Below are 24,234 nucleotides of genomic sequence, written 5' to 3' on the forward strand. Positions count from 1 at the left end.
ACATTGTGCAGATGTCCGTTTCGCAATGTGACGCCTACCGCAATTCCCGTATTCTCTATCCGGCTATGTGCAGTTGCACAATGCCAGGCGTGCGTGGGATGCGTATTCTGTCAATTCTTCCCTTTCTCTGGAGTGATTGATGGCCACCTATCATCTCGATGCGCGACTGGCTCAGGATATTGTTGCCCGCACCATGCAAATTATTGACAGTAATGTCAACGTGATGGATGCACGCGGCCGCATTATTGGCAGCGGCGATCGTGAGCGTATTGGCGAATTGCACGAAGGTGCGCTGCTGGTGTTATCGCAGGGAAGGGTAGTGGACATTGATGAGGCCGTGGCGAAACATCTGCACGGCGTGCGTCCTGGCATCAACCTGCCGTTGCGTATTGATGGTGAGATTGTCGGTGTAATTGGCCTGACCGGCCAGCCGGCAGCGCTGCGTCACTACGGTGAACTGGTGTGTATGACCGCCGAAATGATGCTGGAACAAGCGCGGCTGTTGCACATGCTGGCGCAGGATAGCCGTTTGCGCGAAGAGCTGGTGCTGAACCTGATTCGTAGCGATACGCTTTCACCGGCGTTGAGCGAGTGGGCGCAGCGCCTGGGCATCGATCTCAATCAACCGCGCGTGGTGGCGGTGGTGGAAGTCGACAGCGGCCAGCTTGGCGTTGACAGTGCGATGTCGGAATTGCAGCAGTTACAAACACTGCTGACAACGCCGGATCGTGACAACCTGATTGCTATCGTCTCACTCACTGAAATGGTGGTGTTGAAACCGGCGCTCAACGCCCACGGCCGTTACGATCAAGACGATCATCGCCGTCGCGTGGATCAGTTATTACAGCGTATGAAAGAGAGTGGGCAGGTGCGAATGCGCATCGCGCTGGGTAATTTCTTTACCGGTCCCGGCAGTATTGCGCGTTCCTACCGTACGGCGCGCACCACCATGATGGTGGGTAAACAGCGCATGCCGGAACAGCGCAGCTTCTTCTATCAGGATTTGGTGCTCCCCGTACTGCTGGATAGCCTGCGCGGTGGCTGGCAAGCGAATGAACTGGCGCGCCCGTTGGCGAAACTCAAAGCCAATGATAATAATGGATTATTGCGGCGTACGCTGGTGGCGTGGTTCAGTCATAACGTGCAGCCAAGCGCCACGGCACGCGCACTGTTTATCCATCGTAATACGCTCGAGTATCGCCTGAACCGCATCTCCGAGCTGACCGGATTGAACCTCGGCAATTTTGACGATCGATTGCTGCTGTATGTGGCGCTGCAACTGGATGAACAGAGCTAACCCTTAGCATGGCCAGGAGAGGAAGATGTCCCGATTGAATGTTCGCCTGGTCTGGCTGTTGGCCGGCTTGCTGTTGACCGCGACCTGTCATGCCAAAGCCGTTTCGCTGGCCTTTTTATCTGGCGAAGAGATGCAACAGACGCGAACTGCGCTGCAAAATCATCAGGCTGCGCCACAGACTGAGGAGGCGTGGCAGCAACTCAAGCAGGCTGCCGATCGCGCGCTGAAACAGCCCAATCCCAGCGTGACGCAGAAAGGGATGTTACCTCCCAGCGGTTCCCGCCATGATTATCTCAGCCTGAGTGCTTACTGGTGGCCGAATCCCGACAAGCCCAATGGCTTGCCATGGGAACGTCGTGATGGTGCGGTCAATCCGGCGAGTAAAAACGATCAAAGCGATGGTGTGCGTCTGGCTCGTTTCACCGCAGATGTGCAGGCATTGGCGCTTGCCTGGTATTTCTCCGGCGAAACCCGTTATGCAGCCAAAGCCCAATCGATGATTCGCAGCTGGTTTATCGATGCCGCCACCCGCATGAATCCCAATCTTAATTATGCTCAGGGCGTGCCGGGTAAGGCGGAGGGCCGCCACACTGGTGTGCTGGATGGGCGCTACTTTGCCACGCGCATAGTGGATGCACTGCAGCTACTGCAGGATTCGCCCGGCTGGCGCCAACAGGATCAGGCTGCACTGCAGGCATGGTTTAGCGATTATCTCGACTGGCTATTGCACAGTCAGTTGGCACAAGGCGAGCGTGATGCGCCTAATAACCATGGCAGCTGGTATGCGGCTCAGGTGGCGGGCATCGCGTGGTATTTGCATCAACCTCAGGTCATTCAGCAGATGGTGGTTTTAGCTCAGGATAAAATTGCCGGACAAATTCGTGCGGACGGAACGCAGCCACTGGAACTGGCACGCACGCGCTCGTTCCATTATAGCTATTTCAATTTGCAGGCACTGACGAGCCTTGCGCAGTTGTCACAGCGAAGCGGAACCGGCGATCTCTGGCACTATCATCAGCAGGGTGGTTCGCTGTTGAGTGCGCTGGATTACATGGCACCTTTCAGTGATGGCAGCAAAACCTGGCCATGGAAAAATCGCGATCGTGTCACTCTGCGCTTGATTCCGCTTCTCAAGCTTACCGATAACAGCCTGAACAGCGACCGCTATCAGCGTTGGATCCATCGCGCGATCGAAACGCAATCGACGGCCAATACCAGCCCAGAAGCGCGCGGTGCGGAAAGAGAAGCACTGCGTGATGTGTGGTTGTTATCGCGGCCACCCACGTATCGGTGATGGGAAGGTTATATCCGAGGCTGCGTGCTGTTAAGCATTAGACTCATCGACGCCCTGTGCGCAGCATCGGCATCGCCAATCATGATCGCTTCATAAATCTTACGGTGTTCGTCCAAAAAAATATCCTGCGCGCTGGAAGGCCAGGTAAAGAAGCATTTAAAGATGGTTTCCAGCAAATTACCTAACGGAATGTAAAAACAGTTGTCCGTTGAGTGAAAGATCAGGCGATGAAAGGCACTGTCTGCCTCCAGCCAGCGAGCAAGATCGAATTTACTCGCCGCGCAAACAGCGATCATTTCGCGAAATAATTGAGAAAGTTCGGTGCGTTGTGCCTGCGTGGCGTGTAGCGCAGCCAGTCTGGCAGCCTGCGGTTCGATAGCCTCACGGAAGGCCAGAAACTGTTGATACATTTCTGCTGTAGATTCGATGCCCTGCATCCATTCCAGCAGCTGCACATCAAGCAGATTCCAGTATGTACGGTCGCGCACGTGTGTGCCGAGTTTGGGGCGCGATTCTATTAATCCCTTCGAAGAGAGCAGTTTGAGCGCCTCACGCACGGCCGTTCGGCTGACGCCAAAGTGGCTGCACAGTTCCACTTCACTGGGCAGAACATCACCGGCTTTAAGCGTTCCTGAGAGAATTTTTTGCGCGAGGTCACCGGCGATATGAACATCCAGACCGCGCTGTCCTGAGGTGATGGCTGCGAATTGCATAGTTTTTGTTATACCTGAAGTCAGACATAACCCGATACTAGCCAGGGATTATGGATTCAGATAGGTGAAACAGGCCCAGATAAAACTGAAATAAGGCAAAAAAAAGGCCAGCATAAGCTGGCCCTGGGAACGCGGAGGGAAATTAACGACCGTTGCGGGTCAGTTGATCCAGATCGGATTCAATTTCAGCGATCTTATTCGATACCACGTTTTCCAGATGACGCAGATCGGCGAGGATTTTGCGCTTCAGATCAACTTCAACCTGATCGCGCTGGCAGATCTGGTCCAGTTCATCGATCACGTAACGCAGGTTCGGGCTGATTTCCTGTACTTCTTTATAGCCCTGGCTGGTGTGATCGGCCACAACGGTTTTACGCTGACGCGGGTATTTGAATTTCACGCTTTTGGCGAAGAATTCACCTTTGTCTTTGCGGAAATAGATTTTCAGAATGTCGTTACTGGCTTCCTGACGCAGGCTGTAACGGTCGATGTCTTCAGGAGAGCTGATACCTAAGCTTTTCAGGTTGTCGTACATAGCGTTTATATTCCATCTAAGAGTGGGTGAGCGCGCAGGACTATCATCATCATTCGGGATGCGGCAGATACGCAGCAACCGGAACGCTTACGGCATACTTAATCAACTGTAGACACAAAAACCGGGATGAACAGTGCGCGACCGGAGTTAACTGGCGCGGATTATGAACTGTTTGAAAAATAAACGCACCAGATAATTCGCGGCGCGAAGCAGGTAGTTAAGGCAAGAGTGTAAAGAAAAAATTACGGGCCTGAATACAGGCCCGTTGGCGGGTGTTTTGACTCAAGTCTGACTTAGTCGATGGTACGCAGCAGTTCGTTGATGCCGGTTTTCGCCAGCGTTTTAGCGTCCACTTTCTTCACAATCACGGCGCAGTACAGGCTGTAGCTACCATCTTTAGACGGCAAGTTGCCCGATACCACCACTGAACCCGCTGGCACGCGGCCGTAATGCACTTCGCCAGTTTCACGATCGTAGATTTTGGTGCTCTGACCGATGTAAACGCCCATGGAGATTACTGAACCTTCTTCAACGATCACGCCTTCAACGATTTCAGAACGTGCGCCGATGAAGCAGTTGTCTTCGATGATGGTTGGGTTAGCCTGCAGTGGCTCCAGAACACCGCCGATGCCGACGCCGCCAGACAGGTGAACATTTTTACCGATCTGCGCACAAGAACCTACGGTGGCCCAGGTGTCAACCATGGTGCCTTCATCAACGTAAGCGCCGATGTTGACGTAAGAAGGCATCAGCACGGTGTTACGTGCAATGAACGCGCCCTGACGCACGGCAGCAGGTGGGACAACGCGGAAGCCCGCATTTTTGAAGCGTGCTTCATCCCAGTTCGCGAACTTCATTGGGACTTTGTCGTAAAAACGGGTTTCTGCGCCTTCCATCACCTGGTTGTCATTGATGCGGAACGACAGCAGCACTGCTTTCTTCAGCCACTGATGCGTTACCCACTCTCCGTTGATCTTTTCAGACACGCGCAGTTCGCCGCTATCCAGCAGGCCGATAACCTGTTCAATGGCTTCACGAGTTGCGCTGTCCACGCTGGCTGGTGTGATCTCGGCGCGGCGCTCAAAGGCAGATTCGATAACGCTCTGTAACTGTTGCATGTTTTTTTCCTGATTCTGTCATAACGGAATGCACGCAAAAAAGCGTACATAGTAAAATTGCCTGGCAAACATCATTCACGTTGCAGGACAAAACACGAGGTGTGTTTTGAACAGCGCTCGCGCTGGCCCCGCAGGGGTGAGGCCCATGGAAGGGCCGGGCAATAAAGCCAACGCACCTGCAGCGTTAAGGATGGAAGCCAGGTCACAGTTTATCGTTTGGATTGAGGGCCTCTGTCAACCGTTGTTGCAGCACATTGCGCATTTCTACATCAAGTGCGCGCCGTTCGCTGTCCGCCAGGATGAAAAGATCCTCAACTCGTTCGCCAATCGTACTGATGCGCGCGCCGTGCAGAGAAACGCCGAGGTCGGCAAACACTTCCCCTACACGCGCCAGTAAGCCTGGCTGATCCAGCGCCACCAATTCCAGATAACTTCGACGGTCAGTGTGCGTCGGCAGGAAATTCACTTCGGTATCGACACTGAAGTGCTTAAGTCGTGCAGACTGGCGACGAGTGCGCGGCGGCACCCACTCGGTTTGGGTAATCGCTTGCTCCAGTGCCTGCATAATCATCGGATGACGATCGGCGGCCAGCGGACTGCCATCCGGCTCCAGCACAATGAAGGTATCCATCGCCATGCCGTCGCGGCTGGTAAAGATCTGGGCATCGTGCACGCTCAGGTTTCGGCGGTCCAGTTCACCGGCTACTGCGGCAAACAGGTGAGGGCGGTCCGGGCTCCAGATAAAGATTTCAGTCCCACCGCGTGTGGCCTGCGGGCTGACCAGCACCAGGGGTTTGGTGAGATCGTGGTCGATCAGATGACGCGCGTGCCATGCCAGCTGATTCGGCGTGTGACGCAGGAAATAGTCAGCACGGCAGCGGCTCCAGATATGGTGCAGGCGCTCTTCGTTGAGGTTTTCCATCCGCAACAGCGCGAGGGCCTGTAAGCGATGATGACGTACGCGTTCGCGCAAGTCCGGGCTGTTTTCCATGCCGCGACGCAGCTGTTTTTCGGTCGCAAAGAACAGTTCACGCAGCAGGCTCTGCTTCCAGCTGTTCCACAGGCTTTCGTTGGTGGCGCAGATGTCGGCCACGGTGAGACACACCAGATAACGCAGGCGGTTTTCATTCTGCATGACTTCAGCGAACTGCTGAATCACCGTTGGGTCCTGAATATCGCGACGCTGGGCGGTGACCGACATCAACAGATGATGGCGCACCAGCCAGGCCACCAACTGCGTTTCCCGCGAGTTGAGTCCATGCAATTCGGCAAAATCAAGCGCGTCCTGCGCCCCCAGAATCGAGTGGTCACCGCCGCGCCCTTTGGCGATATCGTGCAACAAGGCAGCCATTAGCAGCAGTTCGATCTGTGGCAAGCGCGGCCAGAGTTCTACACACAATGGGTGCATCGGACGCGTGGCTTCGTTGGCGAAGCTTTCCAGTTTTTGCAGGACGCGAATGGTGTGCTCATCCACCGTGTAAGCATGGAACAGGTCAAACTGCATCTGGCCGACAATATTGCCCCACAGCGGCGTATACGCCCAAAGGACACTGTGGCGATGCATCGGCACCAGCGCTCGCTTTACCGCGCCCGGATGGCGCAGAATCGCCATGAAGGTTTCACGCGCTTCGGCAATCTGGCACAGCGGCTGCTTCAGATGACGACGCGCATGGCGCAAGTGACGTAGCGTGGTGGAGTAAATGCCGGTGATGTTCTCATTACGTACCATCACATAGAACATGCGCAGAATGGCCTGCGGTTCACGTTCGAACAGCGTGGGGTCACGCAGATCGATCAAATTGCCGCGCAGCTGGAAATCATCATCAATGCTGCGCGGTTTCTCGGTGGTGGAGAGTGCGAGGATCGCTTCATCAAACAGCTGCAGCAGCATCTGATTGAGCTCACCAATGCGGCGCGTCACCCGGTAAAAATCTTTCATCATGCGCTCAACCGGCTCATTGCCTTCGCCGAGATAGTTGAGCCGCTGTGCCACAGTGAGCTGGCGATCAAACAATAAGCGGTTGTCGTAGCGTGGTAACGTTAAGTGCAGCGCAAAGCGAATCCGCCAGAGGAACTCCTGGCATTCATTAATTTCATTGCGCTCGGCCTCTGTGATAAAGCCAAACCCCACCATCTCATCCATGGTGGTGGCACCGAAGTGGCGGCGCGCCACCCACTGTAAGGTGTGAATGTCGCGCAGGCCGCCGGGACTGCTTTTGATATCGGGTTCGAGATTGTAGCTGGTGCCGTGGTAGCGTTGATGGCGTTCCTGTTGCTCTTCAATCTTTGCCGCAAAAAAGCGAGAGGACGGCCAGAAGCCATCGCTGAAAATGTTCTTCTGCAACTCAAGGAACAGGGCGACATCGCCTGTCAGCATGCGTGATTCAATCAGGTTGGTGGCGACAGTAAGGTCGGACAACCCCTCCAGTAAGCACTCTTCCAACGTGCGCACACTGTGGCCAACTTCGAGTTTTAAATCCCACATCAGCGTCAGGAGTTCGCTGGTGCGTTGCGCGGCCGCGTCATCCAGTGGCTGGCGGCTGAGTATCAAGACATCGATATCGGAGAGCGGATGCAGTTCACCACGGCCATAGCCGCCCACCGCAACCAACGCAATCTCTTTCATTTTATCGAAGCCGTAGAAGCGCCACAGTCGGCGCAACAGACGATCGATAAATAGCGTGCGGGCATCAATCAGTGATTCAACGTCAGTACCGGCATCAAAGGCCATACCGAGATGCTGCTGGAATTGCTCCAGATAGAGTTTTAATTTGTCACGCGTCAGGGCTTCATCGGGCCAGCTGGCGGGGGAATCAGTCAGGCCTTTGTGTACTGCTTCGGTCACGCTACCACTCATCGACATGCCTCGTAAGCGCCATAAAAAAGGCCGGCATTATGCCGGCCTGGTACTGTCCTGAAGAACGTTACGCGTTGTTTTCAAGCACCGCAGTAATGGTGTCATCTTCACGCAGCGTAAGAATCTCACAGCCGTTTTCTGTCACCACAATAGTATGCTCATACTGCGCGGACAAGCTGCGATCTTTGGTTTTTACGGTCCAGCCATCCTTCATGGTGCGGATACGATAATCACCGGCATTGACCATCGGCTCAACGGTGAAAGTCATCCCCGCCTGCAACACCACGCCGCCGTCATCGGCATCATAGTGCAACACCTGTGGCTCTTCGTGGAAACCTTTGCCGATGCCGTGGCCGCAGTATTCACGTACCACAGAGAAATCCTGTGCTTCAACATATTGCTGAATCGCACGGCCCAACTCACGCAGGCGGATGCCCGGTTTAACCAGACGCAGCGCAATGTAGAGGCTTTCCTGGGTGACACGGCACAAGCGCTCGCCTTGAATAGTCGGTTTGCCGACGATGAACATCTTCGAGGTATCGCCGTGATACTCGTCTTTAATCACGGTGACGTCGACGTTGACCACATCGCCATCTTTTAATACGCGATCATCGCTCGGGATGCCGTGGCACACCACTTCGTTAACCGAAATACACACTGATTTCGGGAAGCCGTGATAGCCAAGGCAGGCTGAGATAGCCTGCTGCTTATTCGTGATGTGATCGTGGCAGAGACGGTCGAGTTCACCTGTGGTCACACCCGGCACCACGTGCGGGGCGATCATTTCCAGCACTTCAGCAGCCAGACGGCCCGCCACGCGCATTTTTTCGATTTCTTCAGGGGTTTTGATTGAAATGGCCATTAAATAATCCGCAATTGCCGACATTTTCGACAATAATGAGTTCTGTGGCAGTCATGTTAGCAGTCAGTCATTAGGCTGCCAAATCGGGATGACTCCTCGCTCAAGCTGCTAACAACTGTTGGCGTATTCCTGCGCATTATGGTATAAAGCGCGCCGACGATTCTCTGTCACCTTCGTTTCGTTGGCTGGCAGGAAACGCATAAAACTCATTATGTGTACTAAAACACACATGTATCGACACATACGCCGGGGTGCCTTGAAAGAGGTCGGTTGTATGGGATACATGGAGGCCCAACCCCAATCATACTTTAGAGGTAATCATGGCAACTGTTTCAATGCGCGACATGCTCAAGGCTGGTGTTCACTTTGGTCACCAGACCCGTTACTGGAACCCGAAAATGAAGCCATTCATCTTCGGTGCTCGTAACAAGGTTCACATCATCAACCTTGAGAAAACTGTACCAATGTTCAACGAAGCTCTGGCTGAGTTGCAGAAGATCTCTTCACGTAAAGGCAAAATCCTTTTCGTTGGTACTAAGCGCGCTGCTGCCGAATCTGTAAAAGAGTCAGCTCTGAGCTGCGACCAGTTCTTCGTTAACCACCGCTGGTTGGGTGGTATGCTGACCAACTGGAAAACTGTTCGCCAGTCAATCAAGCGTCTGAAAGATCTGGAAACTCAGTCTCAGGACGGTACTTTCGACAAACTGACCAAAAAAGAAGCACTGATGCGTGCTCGTGAACTGGCCAAGCTGGAAAACAGCCTGGGCGGTATCAAAGATATGGGCGGTCTGCCGGATGCACTGTTCGTCGTTGACGCTGACCACGAACACATCGCAATCAAAGAAGCAAACAACCTGGGTATCCCAGTATTTGCTATCGTTGATACCAACTCTGATCCAGATGGCGTTGATTTCGTTATCCCTGGTAACGACGATGCGATCCGTGCTGTAAGCCTGTACCTGACTGCTGTTGCGACTACCGTGCGCGAAGGCCGTTCACAGGATCTGGCTGAGCAGGCTGAAGAAGCTGCTGAAGCTTAATAAGGTTCGCTCTTTCTAAGAGCCCTTAGACATCAGATGTTATCTGTTAAGGGGGCCGCACAGGCCCCTTTTATTTATCTAAGTTTGTCACGCTTCTTTCGGGTAAGCGGGGCAGAGTAAATTTTCCGCAACAAGTTTCTGACAGTGTTAACGCACACAGAGACGAATCGAGGATTCTGGAATGGCTGAAATTACCGCTGCATTGGTAAAAGAACTGCGTGAGCGTACTGGCGCAGGCATGATGGATTGCAAAAAAGCGCTGACCGAAGCGAACGGCGACATCGAGCTGGCGATCGAGAACATGCGTAAATCTGGCGCGATCAAAGCCGCTAAGAAAGCAGGCAACGTGGCTGCTGACGGCGTGATCAAAACCAAAATCGCTGACGGTTTCGCAGTGATTCTGGAAGTTAACTGCCAGACCGACTTCGTAGCTAAAGATGCTGGTTTCCAGGCTTTCGCTGACAAAGTGCTGGATGCAGCCACTGCAGGTAAAGTGACTGATGTTGAAGCTCTGAAAGCGCAGTTCGAAGAAGAACGCGTAGCGCTGGTTGCTAAAATCGGTGAGAACATCAACATCCGTCGTGTTGCTATCCTGGAAGGTGCACAGCTGAACAGCTACCAGCACGGCGCACGTATCGGCGTTCTGGTTTCAACCACCGGTGCTGATGAAGAGCTGAGCAAGCAAGTTGCGATGCACGTTGCGGCAAGCAAGCCAGAATTCGTTAAGCCAGAAGACGTGTCTGCTGATGTGGTCGAGAAAGAGTACCAGGTTCAGCTGGACATCGCCATGCAGTCTGGCAAGCCTAAAGAAATCGCAGAGAAAATGGTTGAAGGCCGCATGAAGAAATTCACCGGCGAAGTTTCTCTGACCGGTCAGGCTTTCGTTATCGATCCAAGCAAAACTGTTGGCCAGGCTCTGAAAGAGAAAGGCGCAGACGTGATTAACTTCATCCGCTTCGAAGTGGGCGAAGGCATCGAGAAAGTTGAAGCTGACTTCGCAGCAGAAGTTGCTGCAATGTCCAAACAGTCTTAATGCTCCGAAAGAACCGCCGGAAGGCGGTTCTTTTTTGTCTGCGTTTTGCGTGGACCACTTTTCAGTCTCATCCCAATAGCTTTTTTCGTTCGCTAAGCGGATGATCGATCAGATTTAACTTCTCATTCATCATATCTTCCAGGAAGAATTGACCATGGCGACCAACGCAAAACCTGTATATCAACGTATCCTGCTAAAACTGAGTGGCGAAGCACTGCAAGGTGCCGAAGGTTTTGGTATTGACGCGAGCGTGCTTGACCGTATGGCGCAAGAGGTGAAAGAGCTGGTTGAGCTGGGCATCCAGGTGGGTGTGGTTATTGGTGGCGGTAACCTGTTCCGTGGCGCTGGCCTGGCACAGGCAGGCATGAACCGTGTGGTCGGCGATCATATGGGTATGCTGGCAACCGTGATGAACGGTCTGGCAATGCGAGACGCATTGCACCGTGCGTATGTTAACGCGCGTCTGATGTCCGCGATTCCGCTGAATGGCGTGTGTGATAACTACAGCTGGGCAGAAGCAATCAGCCTGCTGCGCAATAACCGCGTGGTGATTTTCGCCGCCGGTACTGGCAACCCGTTCTTTACCACTGACTCCGCCGCTTGTCTGCGTGGCATCGAAATCGAAGCCGATGTGGTATTGAAAGCCACCAAAGTTGACGGTGTTTATTCAGATGATCCGGTGAAAAACCCGGACGCGACGCTGTATGAACAGCTGACCTATGGCGAAGTACTGGATAAAGAGCTAAAAGTGATGGATCTGGCGGCCTTTACATTGGCTCGCGACCATCAATTGCCGATCCGCGTCTTCAATATGAACAAGCCTGGCGCACTGCGTCGCGTAGTGATGGGTGAAAAAGAAGGCACTCTGATTACGCATTAATACCCGACGCAAGATAAAATAAGGTATATTCTGTTGGCGCGATGCAGTGGCATCGCGCAGCTTTCAGGATGATCGATGTTTATCGATACCACTTCCGGGTTGCCCGGAAATGGCCAGGTCAAACCGAATCCAAGGGTTTTAACGTGATTAACGACATTAAAAAAGATGCCGACACGCGCATGGAAAAATGCGTGGATGCATTCAAAAACCAAATCAGCAAAGTGCGCACCGGTCGTGCTTCGCCTTCACTGCTCGACGGCATTATGGTGCCTTACTACGGTACACCTACGCCATTGCGTCAGCTGGCTAGCGTCACGGTAGAAGATTCTCGTACGCTGAAAATCAACGTGTTTGACCGCTCACTGAGCCCGGCCGTTGAAAAAGCGATTATGGCATCTGACCTGGGTCTGAACCCAAGCTCAGCAGGTACCGATATTCGTGTGCCACTGCCAGCGCTGACCGAAGAGCGTCGTAAAGATCTGATCAAGGTCGTGCGTGGTGAAGCGGAGCAGGGGCGTGTTTCTGTTCGTAATGTGCGCCGTGATGCTAACGACAAGATCAAAGCACTGCTGAAAGACAAAGAGATCAGCGAAGACGACGAACGTCGCTCGCAGGATGAGATCCAGAAAATGACCGATGGCTACATCAAAAATGTTGATGTCGCATTGGCCGAAAAAGAAAAGGAACTGATGGATTTCTAATTCCATCAGATTACCTATACCCAAAATAATTCAGGGTGCAGGAAGGCGGCAAGAGAATGAATTCCCAGGAGCTTACTCAGGTAAGTGACTGGGGTGAATGAGCGTAGCCAACGCACCTGCTGCTTGAAGTATGACGGGTATAAAACGCCGTTCAGAGACGTTGTGCGACTCTGGCGGCGTTTTACATTGTGCCTGGCGCTGTTGCAGGCACGATCCACGACGTCACAGGGATAGCATGATGAAGCGATTAACTCTGCTGGGTTCCACCGGCTCGATTGGTACCAGCACGCTGGCCGTCATCGCAGCCAATCCAGACCTGTACCAGGTCACCGCGCTGGTGGCGGGTCAAAACGTAGCGCTGATGGCTGAACAGTGTCAGCAATTTACCCCACGCTATGCGGCGATGTCTGATGAAGCCTCCGCACAAGCGCTGCGTGAGCGACTGAGAGCATTGAATCTTCCTACCGAAGTGCTCTCCGGCGTTCAGGCGGCTTGCGAGCTGGCTGCACTCGATGAAGTGGATCAGGTGATGGCGGCTATTGTTGGCGCCTCTGGGCTGCAACCCACGCTTGCCGCGATTCGTGCTGGCAAAACCGTTTTACTCGCGAATAAAGAGTCACTTGTCACGTGCGGCCGCCTGTTTATGGAGGCCGTGCGTCATCACAAGGCGCAGCTGTTGCCAGTCGACAGCGAGCACAACGCCATTTTTCAGAGTTTACCCGCTTCCATACAGCATCAGTTGGGGTACGCTGATCTGCGAGAGAATGGCATTGATTCTATTCTCCTTACGGGATCGGGTGGCCCTTTTCGTGACACGCCATTAGCGGATTTAGCCGCTATGTCGCCAGATCAAGCGTGTGCGCATCCGAACTGGTCAATGGGACGTAAAATCTCCGTTGATTCGGCCACCATGATGAATAAAGGTCTTGAATACATTGAAGCCCGCTGGCTATTTAATGCCACTGACGCACAGATGGAAGTCATCCTGCATCCGCAGTCGGTGATTCACTCCATGGTGCGTTACTGCGATGGCAGTGTGCTGGCGCAACTGGGGTCGCCTGATATGCGAACCCCCATCGCGCACAGCATGGCATGGCCAGCACGTATTTCGGCCGGCGTAACGCCACTCGATTTCACGCGAATGAAGTCACTGACGTTTGCAGAGCCGGACTATGAGCGCTATCCCTGCCTGAAGTTGGCAATCGATGCTTGCTCAACAGGGCAGGCCGCCACCACCACGCTGAATGCGGCAAACGAAGTGGCCGTCGCGGCATTTCTGCAGCATCAGATTCGCTTTACCGACATCGCCGCCATCAACAGCGAAGTGCTGGCGTCCCTGATGTGCCAGGAACCGGGCAGCATTGAGGATGTGATGGAGATCGATCGGTTAGCGCGTATCTGTGCCACAGAATTGCTACCACGCTTTCGTTTAGCAGGTTGATACTTCCCGCTATTTGTTCGCTCAGGGTGAAAATGGTATAGTCGCTCGCTCGCGTTTTTCGGCCCGACATTGTTTCGATGTCATCTGGTAGCGATGCCGGGGTTTGCCGCAGGCGCAATGTATTCAGAAACCACAGCATTTCTGATGAAAGGAATTATTACGCGTTATGTCGTCCAACAATCACAACACAATCGATGACGAGTCGTACTGCACGCCACGTCACGTGGCCATCATTATGGATGGTAATGGTCGCTGGGCAAAAAATCAGGGCAAACTGCGTATTTCAGGCCACAAAGCCGGGGTAAAATCAGTACGCCGGGCCGTCAGCTTTGCGGTCAGCCATAAACTGGAAGCGCTCACGCTCTATGCGTTCAGCAGTGAAAACTGGAGCCGACCGGTACAGGAAGTGACGGCCTTAATGGAATTGTTTGTCTGGGCGCTCGACAGCGAAGTCAAAAGCCTGCACAAACACAACGTGCGTCTGCGCGTGATTGGCGATATTAGTCGTTTCAATAATCGTATTCAGGAACGCATTCGTCGCGCCGAGGAACTGACTCAGCAAAATAATGGACTCACCCTCAACATTGCTGCCAACTATGGCGGCCGTTGGGATATTATCCAGGGTGCCAGAAAACTGGCTGAACAGGTTCAGGAAGGTTTATTACGTCCTGACCAGATAACCGAAGAAAGTCTGGCTCCCTATCTGTGTATGCAGGAGCTGGCGCCGGTGGATTTAGTGATAAGGACCGGGGGAGAGCATCGGATTAGCAACTTCCTGCTGTGGCAGATCGCCTATGCTGAGTTTTGGTTTACCGATGTTCTTTGGCCTGATTTTGATGAACACGTTTTTGAAGGTGCACTGAATGCATTCTCTTCGCGGGAGCGACGCTTTGGCGGCGCGGCACCAGGCGGCGCCTGAGCAATCTGGGGGTAACCTTTGCTGAAGTCTCGTCTGATCACCGCGCTTATTTTGATTCCGCTGGTGATCGCTGCTCTGTTTTGGTTGCCGCTGTCCGGATTTGCGATTACCACCATCATCATCTGTATGCTTGCCGCCTGGGAATGGGGGCAGCTGGCGGGTATGAAGACACGTCAGCAGCGTATCTGGCTCGCCGTGCTATGCGGCCTATTGCTCTCAGTGATGCTGTTCACTCTGCAACCCTATCAACGCAATCTGCACCAGTTCCAGATGGAAGGCTCACTTTGGGCCGCGCTGGGATGGTGGATTGTCGCCCTGTTTCTCGTGCTGTTTTATCCTGCCTCTGCGGCGTTGTGGCGCACTTCGCGCCCACTCCGCGTGCTATTCGGCATCCTGACCGTGATTCCCTTCTTCTGGGGCATGATGGCGCTGCGCCAGTATCATTACGATACCGATCACTTTGCGGGAGCATGGTGGCTGCTGTTTGTGATGCTGCTGGTCTGGGGCGCAGATTCTGGCGCTTACATGTTTGGCCGTTTGTTTGGTAAACATAAGCTGGCGCCAAAAGTGTCACCGGGTAAAACCTGGGAAGGCTTCTTTGGCGGTCTGCTGTCATCCGCGATTATCGCCTGGCTGTTTGCGCTGCTGGCTCCGCTTTCTGTGGCGCCGGGTACGCTGATTATCTGTGCCGTTATTGCTACGCTGGCTTCGGTACTGGGTGATTTGACCGAGAGCATGTTCAAACGTGAAGCGGGCATCAAAGACAGCGGTAACTTGATTCCGGGTCACGGTGGTATCCTCGATCGTATCGACAGCCTGACCGCTGCGGTGCCGGTTTTTGCCTGCCTGCTGCTGCTGGTGTTCCGCACCCTCTGAGGATTAGCGACAATGTTGAGCATACTCTGGAGTTTTGTCGCCTTTATCGTGGCACTTGGCGTACTTATCACCGTGCACGAATTCGGCCACTTTTGGGTCGCCCGCCGCTGCGGTGTCAAAGTCGAACGTTTCTCGATTGGCTTTGGCAAAGCGTTGTGGCGTCGTAGCGACCGTCAGGGCACTGAATACGTCATTGCCCTGATCCCGCTCGGCGGCTACGTCAAAATGCTCGACGAACGCGTAGAGAGCGTTCCCGCTGAACTCCGCCATCAGGCCTTCAACAATAAAACTGTGCTGCAGCGTGCTTCGATCATTGCGGCCGGTCCCATTGCTAACTTCATCTTTGCCGTCTTCGCTTATTGGGTCGTCTTTATTCACGGCGTACCCGGTGTACGTCCGGTTGTTGGCGAAATTCTGAACGGTTCCGTCGCGGCTGAAGCGCAAATTACCTCCGGCATGGAACTTAAAGCGGTAGATGGTATCGAAACGCCTGATTGGGATGCAGTGCGCATGGCGCTGATCGGAAAAATCGGCGACAGCAGTACCACGCTTACCGTCTCGCAATTCGGTGAAGATGCCACGCAGCAGAAGCAGGTCGATTTGCGCGAATGGCAGTTCGAACCGGATAAACAGGACCCGGTTGTGGCATTAGGGATTCGTCCTCGTGGGCCACAAATCGAAACGACCTTAGCTGAAGTGCAGGCAAATTCGCCGGCCAGCGCTGCCGGTTTGCAAGCAGGCGACAGGATCGTTAAAGTCGATGGTCAGCCGTTAACACAATGGCAGGCTTTTGCGGCGCAGGTACGCGATAATCCGCGCAAAAACATGGCGCTGGATGTGGAACGTAACGGCGAACTCGTGGCGTTGACGTTAACGCCAGAAGCGAAACCGGGCAATGAAGCGGAAGGCTTTGCGGGAGTGATTCCGCGCGTCATTCCGCTGCCGGACGAGTATAAAACGGTTAGGCAGTATGGGCCCTTTGCCGCTATCTGTGAAGCCAGTGTCAAAACCTGGCAACTGATGAAGTTAACGGTCTCAATGCTGGGCAAGTTGATTACCGGGGATGTGAAGCTGAATAATCTGAGCGGGCCAATTTCGATTGCGCAAGGTGCAGGGTTATCAGCGGAATACGGGGTGATTTACTATCTGATGTTCCTGGCGCTGATCAGCGTCAATCTGGGGATCATCAACCTGTTCCCTCTGCCGGTATTAGATGGTGGACATCTGCTCTTTCTGGCGATCGAAAAGATCAAAGGTGGACCGGTGTCCGAGCGAGTTCAGGACTTCAGTTATCGCATTGGCTCAATTCTGCTGGTGTTATTAATGGGGCTTGCACTTTTCAATGATTTCTCACGTCTGTAATAGCTGGACTGCGGACAGGCGCGGGATGTGTTAGGAAAACGCATAACAACGATGGCGATGAAAAAGTTGCTCATAGCGTCGCTGCTGTTTAGCAGCGCCACCGTTTACGGTGCAGACGATTTCGTAGTGAAGGACATTCATTTCGAAGGTCTCCAGCGAGTCGCCGTCGGCGCGGCTCTGCTCAGCATGCCCGTACGTGTCGGTGATACCATTTCTGACGATGACGTCAGAAACACCATTCGCTCTCTGTTCGCCACCGGCAACTTTGAAGATGTTCAGGTTCTGCGTGATGGAACAACCCTGATTGTTCAGGTGAAAGAGCGTCCGACCATTGCCAGCATCACTTTCTCCGGCAACAAAGCGGTGAAAGAAGATCAGCTGAAGCAGAACCTTGAAGCTTCTGGTGTGCGCGTCGGTGAAGCACTCGACCGCACCACGCTTTCTTCGATTGAGAAGGGCCTGGAAGACTTCTACTACAGCGTCGGTAAATACACCGCCAGCGTGAAAGCGATTGCGACACCGTTGCCCCGTAACCGTGTGGATCTGAAATTCGTCTTCCAGGAAGGCGTGTCTGCTCAGATTCAGCAGATCAACATCGTTGGTAACAAAGCCTTTAGCTCTGACGAATTGATCTCGCGCTTCTCACTGCGTGATGAAGTGCCGTGGTGGAACGTGGTAGGCGATCGTAAATACCAGAAACAAAAGCTGGCCGGGGATCTTGAGACTCTGCGTAGCTTCTATCTGGATCGCGGTTATGCGCGCTTCAACATCGATTCCACTCAGGTGAGCCTGACGCCAGATAAAAAAGGCATCTACATCACCGTGAACATCAACGAAGGCGATCAGTATAAGATTGCCGGCGTTATCGTGAACGGCAGCATGGCGGGTCACTCTGCGGAAATCGAAAAGATGACGCGTATTCCATCGGGTGAGCTGTACAACGGCACCAAAGTCACCCAGATGGAAGACGACATCAAAAAACTGCTGGGTCGTTATGGCTATGCCTATCCGCGTGTGGTGACACAGCCGGAAATTAACGATGCAGACAAAACCGTTAAACTGCATATCAATGTGGATGCCGGTAACCGTTATTACGTGCGTAAAGTGCGCTTCGAAGGTAACGATACGTCGAAAGATTCCGTACTGCGCCGTGAGATGCGTCAGATGGAAGGCGCATGGTTGGGCAGCGACCTGGTTGATCAGGGTAAAGAACGCCTGAACCGCACCGGTTACTTTGAAACGGTTGATGTAGACACGCAGCGCGTGCCAGGTTCTCCGGACCAGGTCGATGTGGTTTACAAAGTGAAAGAGCGTAACACCGGCACCTTCAACTTTGGTGTGGGTTACGGCACTGAAAGTGGCGTCAGCTTCCAGGTGGGTGTAACCCAGGATAACTGGCTCGGTACCGGTAATACCGTTGGCATCAGCGGGACTAAAAACGATTATCAGACCTATGCTGAATTCTCACTGACCGATCCGTACTTCACGGTCGATGGTGTCAGCCTGGGTGGTCGTTTGTTCTACAACGACTTTAAAGCGAATGATGCTGACCTGTCCGATTACACCAACAGAAGTTATGGTGTTGATGGCACGTTAGGCTTCCCAGTTAACGAGAACAACACGCTGCGTGTCGGCTTGGGTTACGTACATAACGACCTGTCCAACATGCAACCACAGATCGCGATGTGGCGTTATCTTGACTCGGTTGGCCGTCATCAGGAGTTGAATGATAAAGGTGATTTCTCTGCAGATGACTTCACCTTCAACTACGGTTGGACATATAACACGCTGGACCGCGGTTTCTTCCCGACCAGGGGTAACCGTACCAACCTGAACGGCAAAGTGACCATTCCAGGTTCCGATAACGCCTTCTACAAAGCGACGTTGGATTCTCAGCAGTACGTGCCACTGAACCGTGATGGCACCTGGGTGGTGCTGGGACGTGGCCGTGTCGGATATGGTGACGGGCTCGGTGGAAAAGAGATGCCGTTCTATGAGAACTTCTACGGCGGTGGTTCAAGTACGGTTCGTGGCTTCCAGTCCAATACCATTGGTCCGAAAGCGGCTTATCTGAACGATCACTCCTCCACCTGTAACCTGACGGATGCCAATGGCGTCTGTAAGTCAGATGATGCGGTGGGTGGTAACGCGATGGCAATTGCCAGCCTTGAGCTGATCACGCCAACGCCGTTCCTGAGCGAGAAATACGCTAACTCAGTCCGTACATCGGTGTTCATGGACGCCGGTACTGTCTGGGATACCAAATGGCAGAACACCGCAGAAACACGTGCGGCGGGCATTCCGGACTACAGCGATCCGAATAACATTCGCGTCTCTGCCGGTATTGCGCTGCAATGGATGTCGCCATTAGGTCCGCTGGTATTCTCATATGCTCAGCCGATGAAGAAAGTCGAGGGAGACAAGTCAGAGCAGTTCCAGTTTAACATTGGTAAAACCTGGTAAGGCTCTGAACAAGGAAGTGAAAATACCGTCTTGCATCCGTGTCGCGCTCTGGCGTGACACGCTGCAAACACACACGTTGAGGTAAGGAGTTTATAGTGAAAAAGTTGTTCTGTGCTGCTGCTCTGGGTGTTGCATTAGCTGCTTCTGCGGGTGCCCAGGCGGCCGATAAAATCGCCGTCGTGAACCTGAGCCAGGTATTCCAGCAGTCTCCGCAGCGTGCCGCTGTTGCTAAACAGCTTGAGGGCGAGTTCTCAAGCCGTGCTTCTGACCTCCAGGCGCAGCAGCAGAAAATCCAGGGTGAAATCCAGGATCTGCAGCGCAATGCGTCAACCATGAAGGCCAGCGACCGCACCAAGAAAGAGAAGCAGATTGCTTCTGAGCGTGCTGCTTTTGAACAGAAAGCGCAGGCTTTCGACAAAGACAACCAGACTCGTCAGATGCAGGAGCGTAACAAGCTGCTGGCTAAAATCCAGACCGCTGTTCAGTCTGTAGCGAAAAGCGATGGTTACGATCTGGTGCTGGATTCTCAGGCCGTTCTGTACTCTTCTGCTGATGCTAAAGACATCACTGCTGACGTTGTAAAACAGGTTAAATAATCGATGTCATCAATTCGACTGGCTGATTTAGCCCAGCAGTTGGATGCAGAATTGCACGGAGATGGCGATATCGCCATCTCCGGCATTGCTTCTATGCAATCCGCCACCACTGGTCAAATCACTTTTCTTGCAAACAGCCGCTACCGCGAGCAGCTCGCTCATATCCAGGCTTCAGCCGTGGTGCTGACGGAAGCGGATCTGGAGTGGTGTAAAACCGCTGCCCTGGTGGTGAAAAATCCTTACCTAACGTACGCTCGCATGGCACAACTGCTGGACACAACGCCGCAGCCCGCGCAGAATATCGCGCCCAGTGCGGTGATCGATCCGACAGCGACGCTGGGTAAGAACGTTTCGGTGGGCGCGAATGCGGTGATCGAGTCTGGCGTTGAGCTGGGCGACGACGTCGTGATTGGCGCAGGATGTTTTGTGGGTAAGCAGACGCGTATCGGTCGCGGCTCACGTTTGTGGGCTAACGTTACGATTTACCATGAGATCGAGATTGGTCAGGATTGTCTGATTCAGTCGGGTACCGTGATCGGTGCCGATGGTTTCGGGTATGCTAACGACCGTGGCACTTGGGTGAAAATCCCTCAGCTGGGTACTGTCGTGATTGGGGATCGGGTAGAAATTGGTGCCTGTACCACTATCGATCGCGGTGCACTGGATAACACTCTGATCGGCAATGGTGTTATCATAGACAACCAGTGTCAGATTGCGCACAACGTTGTGATTGGAGATAACACGGCCGTTGCGGGTGGTGTGATCATGGCGGGTAGTCTGAAGATTGGACGTTATTGTATGATTGGCGGCGCCAGCGTCATTAACGGCCATATGGAAATCTGTGACAAAGTGACCGTAACGGGCATGGGCATGGTAATGCGCCCCATCACAGAGCCGGGGGTATACTCATCGGGTATCCCACTGCAACCCAACAAAACCTGGCGTAAAACGGCAGCGCTGGTGATGAATATCGATGAAATAAGCAAACGCTTAAAAGCCATCGAACGTAAGGTCGGCAAAGACGACTAAACGCATCGCTCGCTACTCGCTTTCATAATAAAGCAGCGTGCCTTTTCACAACTTCGGCTTAACCCGAAAGCGTAAGAAGGTCTCTCAGGAAAGCGTTACGCCACCGAACTGATTTGCGGCCTGCGGAGGATCATTTTGATCTGTGCAGGCCGTGTTATTATTGCCATCAGATTTTTTAGGACAGGAAGAGTATTTTGACAACTGAAACGCATACTCTGAAAATCGAAGAGATTTTAGAACTGCTGCCGCACCGCTATCCGTTCTTGCTGGTTGACCGCGTGCTGGAATTTGAAGAGCATAAATATCTGCGTGCGGTGAAGAACGTTTCTGTTAATGAACCGTTTTTCCAGGGACACTTCCCTGGTAAGCCGATTTTCCCAGGCGTTCTGATTCTGGAAGCAATGGCGCAGGCAACCGGTATTCTGGCGTTCAAAAGCGTTGGAAAACTGGAACCCGGCGAGCTGTATTACTTCGCCGGTATCGACGAAGCCCGCTTCAAACGTCCAGTGGTACCGGGCGATCAGATGATTATGGAAGTCACCTTCGAGAAAACTCGTCGTGGTCTGACGCGCTTCAAAGGCGTGGCAACGGTAGACGGCAAGATTGTCTGTGAAGCGACCATGATGTGTGCCCGTAGCCGGGAGGCATAATTAGTGATTGATTCAACCGCCAATATTCATCCCAGTTCCGTCATTGAAGAAGGTGCCGTCATCGGCGCCAATGTTCACATCGGCCCGTTCTGCTTTGTCGGCGCTAACGTGGAAATTGGTGAAGGTACGGTGCTCAAATCGCACGTGGTGGTGAATGGCCACACGCGTATCGGTAAAGATAATCAGATCTATCAGTTTGCTTCGATTGGTGAAGTGAACCAGGACCTGAAATATGCCGGTGAGCCGACCCGTGTTGAAATCGGCGATCGCAACCGCATCCGTGAGAGCGTCACCATTCACCGTGGCACTACGCAGGGTGGCAACCTCACCAAAATCGGCAGTGATAACCTGCTGATGGTTAATGCGCATATCGCGCATGACTGCGTGATCGGTAACCGTTGCATCTTTGCCAACAACGCCACGCTGGGCGGTCATGTCACCGTGGATGATTTCGCGATTATCGGCGGGATGACGGCAGTACACCAGTGGTGCACCATTGGTGCACACGTGATGGTTGGCGGTTGTTCAGGCGTAGCGCAGGATGTCCCACCGTACGTTATCGCGCAGGGCAACCACGCAACACCGTTCGGTATCAACATCGAAGGCCTCAAACGCCGTGGCTTTAGCAAAGAAGCACTGCACGCGATTCGCAATGCGTACAAACTGCTGTATCGCAGTGGCAAAACGCTGGATGAAGTGAAACCAGAGATTGAGGAGCTGGCAAAACAACACAGCGAAGTGCAGCCTTTCTATGACTTCTTTGCCCGTTCGACGCGTGGATTGATTCGTTAATCCATGTCAGTGCGTCCCTTAACGATTGCCCTGGTCGCCGGAGAAACCTCCGGCGATATTCTTGGTGCGGGTCTTATCCGTGCGCTCAAAGCGCGTCATCCCGATGCCCGCTTTGTCGGCGTTGCCGGTCCGCTGATGCAGGCCGAAGGCTGTGAAGTCTGGTATGAGATGGAAGAGCTGGCGGTGATGGGCATTGTTGAAGTGCTCGGCCGCTTGCGCCGATTGCTGAAAATTCGCAAGGATTTGACGCAGCGCTTCACCGAACTCAAGCCTGATGTCTTCGTCGGCATTGATGCGCCAGATTTCAATATCACATTGGAAGGCAGCCTGAAGCGCGCAGGCATTCGCACCATTCATTACGTCAGTCCTTCTGTATGGGCGTGGCGACAAAAACGCGTGTTCAAAATTGGCCGCAACACCAATCTGGTATTGGCGTTTCTGCCGTTTGAAAAAGCGTTTTACGATCGATTCAACGTACCTTGCCGCTTTATCGGCCACACCATGGCGGATGCCATGCCGCTGCAGCCAGATAAATCGGCAGCGCGACGTGAGTTAGGCATCGCGGAGGATGCGATCTGCCTGGGCTTGCTGCCGGGTAGCCGTGGTGCAGAAGTGGAAATGCTGAGTGCGGATTTCTTGCGTGCGGCGCAGTTGTTGCGTCAGCGTTATCCCGCGCTGGAAATTGTGGTGCCGCTGGTCAATGCCAAACGCCGCGAACAGTTTGAACAGATTAAAGCTGAAGTGGCACCCGAGCTGCCGATGCATTTGCTGGATGGCAAAGGCCGTCAGGCGATGATCGCCAGCGATGCGGCGATTCTCGCATCCGGCACTGCTGCGCTGGAGTGCATGCTGGCGAAGTGTCCGATGGTGGTCGGTTACCGCATGAAACCCTTTACCTTCTGGCTGGCGAAGCGTTTGGTGAAAACACCGTACGTTTCATTGCCCAATCTGCTGGCGGGTCGGGAGTTGGTCAAAGAGCTGTTGCAGGAAGAGTGCCAGCCAGAGGCGCTTGCGGCTGCGCTGGAACCTCTGTTGCATGCCGGACCAGAGCGCGATGACCTGCTGAATACCTTCAACGAGTTGCATCAACAGATTCGCTGGAATGCTGATGAGCAAGCCGCGGACGCCGTACTGGAGATTGCCAATGGCTGATTTTATCTACCCAAACGCACAGCGCATTGCTGGCGTGGATGAAGTAGGGCGAGGTCCGCTGGTAGGTGCCGTTGTTACGGCAGCAGTCATCCTCGATCCCGCGAATCCGATTATAGGGCTGGCTGACTCAAAGAAGCTCTCAGAAAAGCGTCGGCTGGCGCTGTATGACGAGATCAAAGAGAAAGCGCTGGCCTGGAGTCTGGGCCGTGCAGAGCCTGAAGAGATCGACCAGCTTAACATTCTGCACGCCACTATGCTGGCGATGCAGCGTGCGGTAGCGGGTCTGCCTGTTACGCCTGATTTTGTGTTGATCGATGGCAACCGTTGCCCTGCGTTAGCCATGCCATCGCAAGCGGTTGTGAAGGGCGATAGCCTGGTACAAGAGATCAGTGCAGCCTCGATCATTGCCAAAGTCACACGCGATCGTGAAATGGCCGAACTGGATCTGTTGTTCCCGGAATATGGATTTGCTCAGCACAAAGGCTACCCAACTGCGTTGCATATGGAAAAATTGACCCAGTTTGGTGCCACGCCACATCATCGCCGCAGCTTTGCACCGGTGCGTAATGCCCTGATTGATGCTGATGTGCTGACCGCGCGCCAGCCGACTACGCTTTAATAGCC

At 53.5% G+C, this 24,234-nt stretch carries 22 protein-coding genes; 17 read left to right on the plus strand and 5 right to left on the minus strand.

Annotated features, from left to right (window positions below):
- Nucleotides 1-139: 139 nt before the first annotated feature.
- On the plus strand, nt 140-1,297 hold the full coding sequence (locus ACCW76_RS11365) for a CdaR family transcriptional regulator (RefSeq protein WP_038648948.1): 1,158 nt from the start codon (nt 140-142) through the stop codon (nt 1,295-1,297).
- Between the two features lie 25 nt (nt 1,298-1,322).
- Nucleotides 1,323-2,591, plus strand: a complete 1,269-nt coding sequence (locus tag ACCW76_RS11370) for an alginate lyase family protein (protein WP_436338577.1) — start codon at nt 1,323-1,325, stop codon at nt 2,589-2,591.
- 8 nt (nt 2,592-2,599) lie between these two features.
- Here ACCW76_RS11370 and ACCW76_RS11375 read toward each other — a convergent pair whose 3' ends face one another.
- The 5 genes from ACCW76_RS11375 to map all read right to left on the minus strand — a co-directional run bounded on the left by ACCW76_RS11375 (nt 2,600) and on the right by map (nt 8,676).
- Complete coding sequence (locus ACCW76_RS11375) at nt 2,600-3,304, minus strand: FadR/GntR family transcriptional regulator (RefSeq protein WP_436338578.1); 705 nt, start codon at nt 3,302-3,304, stop codon at nt 2,600-2,602.
- 142 nt (nt 3,305-3,446) lie between these two features.
- On the minus strand, nt 3,447-3,839 hold the full coding sequence (locus tag ACCW76_RS11380; protein ID WP_034829501.1) for a DUF3461 family protein: 393 nt from the start codon (nt 3,837-3,839) through the stop codon (nt 3,447-3,449).
- A 293-nt stretch (nt 3,840-4,132) separates the two neighbouring features.
- A complete protein-coding gene (dapD, locus tag ACCW76_RS11385; RefSeq protein WP_436338579.1) occupies nt 4,133-4,957 on the minus strand; it encodes a 2,3,4,5-tetrahydropyridine-2,6-dicarboxylate N-succinyltransferase in 825 nt (274 codons plus the stop codon).
- A gap of 202 nt (nt 4,958-5,159) precedes the next feature.
- Nucleotides 5,160-7,814, minus strand: a complete 2,655-nt coding sequence (gene glnD / locus ACCW76_RS11390; protein WP_436338580.1) for a bifunctional uridylyltransferase/uridylyl-removing protein GlnD — start codon at nt 7,812-7,814, stop codon at nt 5,160-5,162.
- Nucleotides 7,815-7,881: 67 nt separating this feature from the next.
- Complete coding sequence (gene map, locus ACCW76_RS11395) at nt 7,882-8,676, minus strand: type I methionyl aminopeptidase (protein ID WP_038648936.1); 795 nt, start codon at nt 8,674-8,676, stop codon at nt 7,882-7,884.
- A 320-nt stretch (nt 8,677-8,996) separates the two neighbouring features.
- On the opposite strand from map, the gene rpsB reads away from it, so the two are divergent.
- The 15 genes from rpsB to rnhB all read left to right on the plus strand — a co-directional run bounded on the left by rpsB (nt 8,997) and on the right by rnhB (nt 24,229).
- Nucleotides 8,997-9,716, plus strand: a complete 720-nt coding sequence (rpsB, locus tag ACCW76_RS11400) for a 30S ribosomal protein S2 (RefSeq protein WP_038648935.1) — start codon at nt 8,997-8,999, stop codon at nt 9,714-9,716.
- A 181-nt stretch (nt 9,717-9,897) separates the two neighbouring features.
- On the plus strand, nt 9,898-10,749 hold the full coding sequence (gene tsf / locus ACCW76_RS11405; RefSeq protein ID WP_045813809.1) for a translation elongation factor Ts: 852 nt from the start codon (nt 9,898-9,900) through the stop codon (nt 10,747-10,749).
- Nucleotides 10,750-10,903: 154 nt separating this feature from the next.
- Nucleotides 10,904-11,629 (plus strand): UMP kinase, encoded by a 726-nt coding sequence (pyrH, locus tag ACCW76_RS11410; protein ID WP_034829488.1) that lies wholly within the window; start codon nt 10,904-10,906, stop codon nt 11,627-11,629.
- A 143-nt stretch (nt 11,630-11,772) separates the two neighbouring features.
- The gene (gene frr, locus ACCW76_RS11415) at nt 11,773-12,330 is read left to right on the plus strand and encodes a ribosome recycling factor (protein ID WP_038648929.1); all 558 of its coding nucleotides are present in this window, start codon (nt 11,773-11,775) and stop codon (nt 12,328-12,330) included.
- Nucleotides 12,331-12,568: 238 nt separating this feature from the next.
- Nucleotides 12,569-13,771, plus strand: coding sequence for a 1-deoxy-D-xylulose-5-phosphate reductoisomerase (ispC, locus tag ACCW76_RS11420; protein WP_196250123.1), 1,203 nt, complete (start codon nt 12,569-12,571; stop codon nt 13,769-13,771).
- A gap of 166 nt (nt 13,772-13,937) precedes the next feature.
- Entirely contained in the window at nt 13,938-14,690 is a 753-nt protein-coding gene (gene ispU, locus ACCW76_RS11425; protein ID WP_034829480.1) for a (2E,6E)-farnesyl-diphosphate-specific ditrans,polycis-undecaprenyl-diphosphate synthase, read from the plus strand.
- 18 nt (nt 14,691-14,708) lie between these two features.
- The gene (gene cdsA / locus ACCW76_RS11430; RefSeq protein ID WP_038648924.1) at nt 14,709-15,566 is read left to right on the plus strand and encodes a phosphatidate cytidylyltransferase; all 858 of its coding nucleotides are present in this window, start codon (nt 14,709-14,711) and stop codon (nt 15,564-15,566) included.
- Nucleotides 15,567-15,578: 12 nt separating this feature from the next.
- Nucleotides 15,579-16,928, plus strand: coding sequence for a sigma E protease regulator RseP (rseP, locus tag ACCW76_RS11435; RefSeq protein ID WP_436338581.1), 1,350 nt, complete (start codon nt 15,579-15,581; stop codon nt 16,926-16,928).
- Between the two features lie 51 nt (nt 16,929-16,979).
- On the plus strand, nt 16,980-19,391 hold the full coding sequence (gene bamA / locus ACCW76_RS11440) for an outer membrane protein assembly factor BamA (protein WP_034829474.1): 2,412 nt from the start codon (nt 16,980-16,982) through the stop codon (nt 19,389-19,391).
- A gap of 95 nt (nt 19,392-19,486) precedes the next feature.
- On the plus strand, nt 19,487-19,987 hold the full coding sequence (locus ACCW76_RS11445) for an OmpH family outer membrane protein (protein ID WP_034829472.1): 501 nt from the start codon (nt 19,487-19,489) through the stop codon (nt 19,985-19,987).
- 3 nt (nt 19,988-19,990) lie between these two features.
- A complete protein-coding gene (gene lpxD, locus ACCW76_RS11450; protein WP_436338582.1) occupies nt 19,991-21,016 on the plus strand; it encodes a UDP-3-O-(3-hydroxymyristoyl)glucosamine N-acyltransferase in 1,026 nt (341 codons plus the stop codon).
- 194 nt (nt 21,017-21,210) lie between these two features.
- Entirely contained in the window at nt 21,211-21,666 is a 456-nt protein-coding gene (fabZ, locus tag ACCW76_RS11455) for a 3-hydroxyacyl-ACP dehydratase FabZ (RefSeq protein WP_013507953.1), read from the plus strand.
- A 3-nt stretch (nt 21,667-21,669) separates the two neighbouring features.
- Nucleotides 21,670-22,458 carry an acyl-ACP--UDP-N-acetylglucosamine O-acyltransferase gene (gene lpxA / locus ACCW76_RS11460; protein ID WP_045832791.1) on the plus strand — a complete coding sequence of 263 codons (789 nt, stop codon included), beginning with the start codon at nt 21,670-21,672 and terminating at the stop codon, nt 22,456-22,458.
- A 3-nt stretch (nt 22,459-22,461) separates the two neighbouring features.
- Entirely contained in the window at nt 22,462-23,610 is a 1,149-nt protein-coding gene (gene lpxB / locus ACCW76_RS11465; protein ID WP_038648907.1) for a lipid-A-disaccharide synthase, read from the plus strand.
- Nucleotides 23,603-24,229, plus strand: coding sequence for a ribonuclease HII (rnhB, locus tag ACCW76_RS11470; protein WP_436338583.1), 627 nt, complete (start codon nt 23,603-23,605; stop codon nt 24,227-24,229). The genes lpxB and rnhB overlap by 8 nt, the downstream gene beginning before the upstream one ends.
- The last annotated feature ends 5 nt before the right edge of the window (nt 24,230-24,234 follow it).

Source organism: Pantoea sp. C8B4 (assembly GCF_051336905.1).
Lineage (GTDB): Bacteria > Pseudomonadota > Gammaproteobacteria > Enterobacterales > Enterobacteriaceae > Pantoea > Pantoea rwandensis_B.

Bases quoted from the DNA above. Each gene is read 5' to 3' on its own strand.
- glnD (WP_436338580.1), bottom strand. From the start codon at position 7,814: ATGAGTGGTAGCGTGACCGAAGCAGTACACAAAGGCCTGACTGATTCC.
- ACCW76_RS11365 (WP_038648948.1), top strand. From the start codon at position 140: ATGGCCACCTATCATCTCGATGCGCGACTGGCTCAGGATATTGTTGCC.
- map (WP_038648936.1), bottom strand. From the start codon at position 8,676: ATGGCCATTTCAATCAAAACCCCTGAAGAAATCGAAAAAATGCGCGTG.
- ispU (WP_034829480.1), top strand. From the start codon at position 13,938: ATGTCGTCCAACAATCACAACACAATCGATGACGAGTCGTACTGCACG.
- tsf (WP_045813809.1), top strand. From the start codon at position 9,898: ATGGCTGAAATTACCGCTGCATTGGTAAAAGAACTGCGTGAGCGTACT.
- lpxB (WP_038648907.1), top strand. From the start codon at position 22,462: ATGTCAGTGCGTCCCTTAACGATTGCCCTGGTCGCCGGAGAAACCTCC.
- ispC (WP_196250123.1), top strand. From the start codon at position 12,569: ATGAAGCGATTAACTCTGCTGGGTTCCACCGGCTCGATTGGTACCAGC.
- ACCW76_RS11380 (WP_034829501.1), bottom strand. From the start codon at position 3,839: ATGTACGACAACCTGAAAAGCTTAGGTATCAGCTCTCCTGAAGACATC.
- rnhB (WP_436338583.1), top strand. From the start codon at position 23,603: ATGGCTGATTTTATCTACCCAAACGCACAGCGCATTGCTGGCGTGGAT.
- rseP (WP_436338581.1), top strand. From the start codon at position 15,579: ATGTTGAGCATACTCTGGAGTTTTGTCGCCTTTATCGTGGCACTTGGC.
- ACCW76_RS11375 (WP_436338578.1), bottom strand. From the start codon at position 3,304: ATGCAATTCGCAGCCATCACCTCAGGACAGCGCGGTCTGGATGTTCAT.
- dapD (WP_436338579.1), bottom strand. From the start codon at position 4,957: ATGCAACAGTTACAGAGCGTTATCGAATCTGCCTTTGAGCGCCGCGCC.
- lpxD (WP_436338582.1), top strand. From the start codon at position 19,991: ATGTCATCAATTCGACTGGCTGATTTAGCCCAGCAGTTGGATGCAGAA.
- bamA (WP_034829474.1), top strand. From the start codon at position 16,980: ATGGCGATGAAAAAGTTGCTCATAGCGTCGCTGCTGTTTAGCAGCGCC.
- rpsB (WP_038648935.1), top strand. From the start codon at position 8,997: ATGGCAACTGTTTCAATGCGCGACATGCTCAAGGCTGGTGTTCACTTT.
- pyrH (WP_034829488.1), top strand. From the start codon at position 10,904: ATGGCGACCAACGCAAAACCTGTATATCAACGTATCCTGCTAAAACTG.
- ACCW76_RS11370 (WP_436338577.1), top strand. From the start codon at position 1,323: ATGTCCCGATTGAATGTTCGCCTGGTCTGGCTGTTGGCCGGCTTGCTG.